General features: G+C 70.8%; 3 protein-coding genes and 1 pseudogene. 1 reads left to right on the top strand and 3 read right to left on the bottom strand.

Annotated elements, in window-relative coordinates; translation table 11 throughout:
• Nucleotides 1-418: pseudogene (locus tag J1C73_RS21885) on the bottom strand (hypothetical protein); the annotation flags it as partial.
• Nucleotides 419-580: 162 nt separating this feature from the next.
• On the bottom strand, nucleotides 581-1,777 hold the full coding sequence (gene nadA, locus J1C73_RS21880; RefSeq protein WP_123470152.1) for a quinolinate synthase NadA: 1,197 nt from the start codon (nucleotides 1,775-1,777) through the stop codon (nucleotides 581-583).
• 237 nt (nucleotides 1,778-2,014) lie between these two features.
• Here nadA and J1C73_RS21875 point away from each other — a divergent pair, with 237 nt between their 5' ends.
• The gene (locus J1C73_RS21875) at nucleotides 2,015-2,371 is read left to right on the top strand and encodes a HesB/IscA family protein (protein ID WP_123470148.1); all 357 of its coding nucleotides are present in this window, start codon (nucleotides 2,015-2,017) and stop codon (nucleotides 2,369-2,371) included.
• 146 nt (nucleotides 2,372-2,517) lie between these two features.
• Here the strand turns inward: J1C73_RS21875 and J1C73_RS21870 are convergent.
• Nucleotides 2,518-3,878 (bottom strand): hypothetical protein (locus J1C73_RS21870; RefSeq protein WP_207317912.1); only part of this gene is annotated, 1,361 nt, incomplete at its 5' end.

Below are 3,878 nucleotides of genomic sequence, written 5' to 3'. Positions count from 1 at the left end.
ACTGGCGGCTCTCCTGCCGGTACAACGCGGACCGGCAGGAGAGCCGCCAGTCGTAGCCGAAGCCGATCAGGTTGGCGGGGGCGCAGGACTCGTCCCTCACGCCCCGGCGGCGCAGCGTGAAGTGGTGCTCCAGCCAGTCCAGGAAGCCGTCGTAGCCGTCCACGAGCGTCCCGATGCCCGGCAGGCCGTGCAGGTCGCGCACCGGACCGAGCGGGCGCACGCCGTCGCCCGGGTGCTCGTCGCCCAGGTCCGCGGGGAGCGCCAGCCCCTTGACGGACCGGCCGAAGGTACGGATGCCCCGGAGGAGGGCCCGGCCCGAGAGGCCCCAGACCTCGTGTCCGTCCGCGTCCGCCAGCCGGCTGCCGAGAATGCCCGGGACGACGACCACCAGATCGTCCACCGGGCTGCGAGAAGTCATGTGGCGCCGTACCCCCGTGAATGTGCGCTGCGGTGAGTAGCAGCGTAATTACGGAACGGACATCCTGGGTGGCGTATGGGGGAAAATCAGCCCGCCGCCACCACCTGCGCGAAAGGCCCCGGAGAAACGCCCGAAGGCGCCCCGGGGCCTTTCGCGGCCGGGCTACGGCAGGGCGAGCATCCGCTCAAGCGCCAGCTTGGCGTACTTCTCCGTCTCCGGATCGACCTCGATCCGGTTCACGAGGTTGCCCTCGGCCAGCGACTCCAGCGTCCACACCAGATGCGGCAGGTCGATCCGGTTCATCGTCGAGCAGAAGCACACCGTCTTGTCGAGGAAGACGATCTCCTTGTCCTCGGCAGCGAAACGGTTCGCCAGCCTGCGGACCAGGTTCAGTTCGGTGCCGATCGCCCACTTGGAACCGGCCGGGGCCGCCTCCAGGGCCTTGATGATGTACTCCGTCGAGCCGACGTGGTCCGCGGCCGCCACGACCTCGTGCTTGCACTCCGGGTGCACCAGCACGTTGACGCCGGGTATGCGGGCGCGCACGTCGTTGACGGACTCCACCGAGAAGCGCCCGTGCACCGAGCAGTGCCCGCGCCACAGGATCATCTTCGCGTTGCGCAGCTCCTCGGCGGTCAGCCCGCCGCCCGGCTTGTGCGGGTTGTAGAGGACGCAGTCCTCCAGGGTCATCCCCATGTCCCGTACGGCGGTGTTCCGGCCCAGGTGCTGGTCCGGCAGGAAGAGGACCTTCTCCCCCTGCTCGAAGGCCCACTCCAGCGCGCGCTTCGCGTTCGACGAGGTGCATATGGTGCCGCCGTGGCGGCCGGTGAAGGCCTTGATGTCGGCGGAGGAGTTCATGTACGAGACGGGCACGACCTGCTCGGCGACCCCGGCCTCGGTCAGCACGTCCCAGCACTCGGCGACCTGCTCGGCGGTGGCCATGTCGGCCATCGAGCAGCCCGCCGCCAGGTCCGGCAGCACGACCTTCTGGTCGCCGGTGGTCAGGATGTCCGCGGACTCGGCCATGAAGTGCACACCGCAGAAGACGATGTACTCGGCCTCCGGACGCGCCGCGGCGTCGCGCGCCAGCTTGAACGAGTCACCGGTGACGTCCGCGAACTGGATGACCTCGTCGCGCTGGTAGTGGTGCCCGAGGATGAAGACCTTCTCCCCCAGCTTCTCCTTGGCCGCGCGGGCGCGCTCCACCAGGTCCGGGTCGGACGGGGAGGGCAGGTCGCCGGGGCATTCGACGCCGCGCTCGCTCCTGGGGTCGGCGTCGCGGCCGAGCAGGAGCAGGGCGAGGGGCGACGGCTGGACGTCGAGTTCCTGGACGGGGTGGGCCGTGGTCACGTCACGCACCCTTTCTTCTCTGCGAGGAGCTTCTCTACGAGGAGCCTTTTCGTCGAATTGACGCTATCTATCATAACCGCTTCACGTCACTTTGACGATGCCGATAACGTCAATGTGACGCACCCGCCCGAGGGGCCGGTGTGCGAGCATGAATGGAACAGGCAAGCGCGCGGCCCGGAATGAATCCGCGGTTCCGGCGGTTGCAACGTCGGCAAGCAGACTCCGTACAACCCGGGAGAGAAGCAGATGTCCGTATCGGACGAGACCACCACCGTGAGCGACGGCATCCTCCTGTCCGACGCCGCCGCAGCCAAGGTCAAGGGCCTGCTGGAGCAGGAAGGCCGTGACGATCTGGCGCTGCGCGTCGCCGTCCAGCCCGGCGGCTGCTCTGGCCTGCGATACCAGCTCTTCTTCGATGAGCGCTCGCTCGACGGCGATGTCGTGAAGGACTTCGACGGCGTCAAGGTCGTCACCGACCGGATGAGCGCCCCGTACCTGGGCGGCGCCTCCGTCGACTTCGTCGACACCATCGAGAAGCAGGGCTTCACGATCGACAACCCGAACGCGACGGGTTCCTGCGCCTGCGGCGACTCCTTCAACTAGAGCGCGAGGGCCGGGCGCACATCGGGCGCACGGCGCACATCGGGCACACGTGGCTACGGCGGCGGCCCCGGGATCGGATCCCGGGGCCGCCGCCGTACCGCTGTCCGGTTTCGGCCCCTGGCGGGCCGACGTCGGCGGGTGTCACGTCACCTCTGCGCGACCGCGCCGCCCGATGCGGCGTCGACGACCTTCCGGTCGCCCAGCGGCTGGTCCAGGGTGACCGTACGGGTCAGCTCCTTGGCGATCATGACGCAGACCTTCTTCGGGTCCGGCCCGGACTCCGCCACGGTCACCCGCACCGTGTCGCCGTCCTCGCGCGCGCTCACCTTGTACGTGCTGCACGCACCGCCCCAGAACGTCACCGAGAGGGTCCGTCCGTCGGCGCTGTACGACTGGATCGCGCCGCCGGCCCTCGTCGTTCCGCCCGCGTCCGGGGTCTTCTCCGCGGGGGCGTCCTTCGCCAGGTACTCCGGGTCCACGGCCACCTGGGTGACGGTGTTGCCCGTCCCGCCCGAGGCCGGCCGGACCGTGAAGATCCAGGACGGCACGAGCAGCTGCTTGCCGTCCACGTAGCGCGCCGCCAGGCCGAAGACGGCCTTGTCGACCGTCACCGTCGTCGCCTCCGCCCCGGTCCGCGCGCCGCAGGCGGGCCCGGACGGCTTCGTGTCGTCCTTGAGCGGCGCGACGGTCGCGCACCCGCCGATGTTCTTGCGGGCGTCCGGGGGCTGGGCGGCGTTCAGCTGCTTCAGCGCCTCGGCCGCGCCGATCACCGGATAGTCGGCGCCCTTCTCCAGGCCCTTCAACTGCCCGCCACCGCCGATCACTTCACCGTCGGTGCCGACCTGGATCCCGGTCGCCCAGCCGTATGTCGGCAGTCCGTCCACCACCGGGTCCGCGTTCACCACCCGGGCCGAGCCCATGAGTTGGCGTGCGTCGAGGGCTGCGCCGTCCTGGCCGGCCGCCTTCAGCACGGGCGCCGCGGCGGCCTTGGCGGCCTTCTCGCCCACCGGTGATCCCGATCCGCCCGGAGCCACGTGCTTGCCCGAACAGGTCGTCTTGGTACCGCAGTTGTCCGTACCTCCGGAGCCGTAACGGGCGAAGGTCCAGGTGCCGGGCGCCTGCTTGTCCACCCGCAGCACCGGTCCGGAGCCGTCCCCGTCGGAGCCCACCTTCCAGGAGGTGCCCTCGGCCTGCGGGGCGCCCTTCAGGCCGAGCGCCTTCGCCAGCCGGGTCACCTCGGCCGCGGAGACGGTTCCGCTCGTGCGCTGGACGGCGGCCTTCGCCGGGCCGTCCGGCAGCGCTCCGGCCGCGCGGTAGACCAGCCGTTCGCCGTGCGGATCGGGCTCGCCCGGTGCGATGCCCCGCGGCGGGGCCGATGGGCTGGGGGAGTGCGCGGCCGGTTCGCCCGTCCGCTCGTCCAGGGAGAGCAGTGGGGGAGCGCCGGCACCGCTGCCCGCGCTGTCCTTGCCGCTACCGCCGTCCGCCGCGGTGGCGGCCCAGTACGCGC

Source organism: Streptomyces laculatispora, from assembly GCF_017353455.1.
Lineage (GTDB): Bacteria > Actinomycetota > Actinomycetes > Streptomycetales > Streptomycetaceae > Streptomyces > Streptomyces laculatispora.
This window is presented reverse-complemented; position numbering and strand designations above follow the sequence as displayed.

Excerpts from the sequence above, each read along its gene's own strand:
- J1C73_RS21875 (WP_123470148.1), top strand. The coding sequence starts at position 2,015 with ATGTCCGTATCGGACGAGACCACCACCGTGAGCGACGGCATCCTCCTG.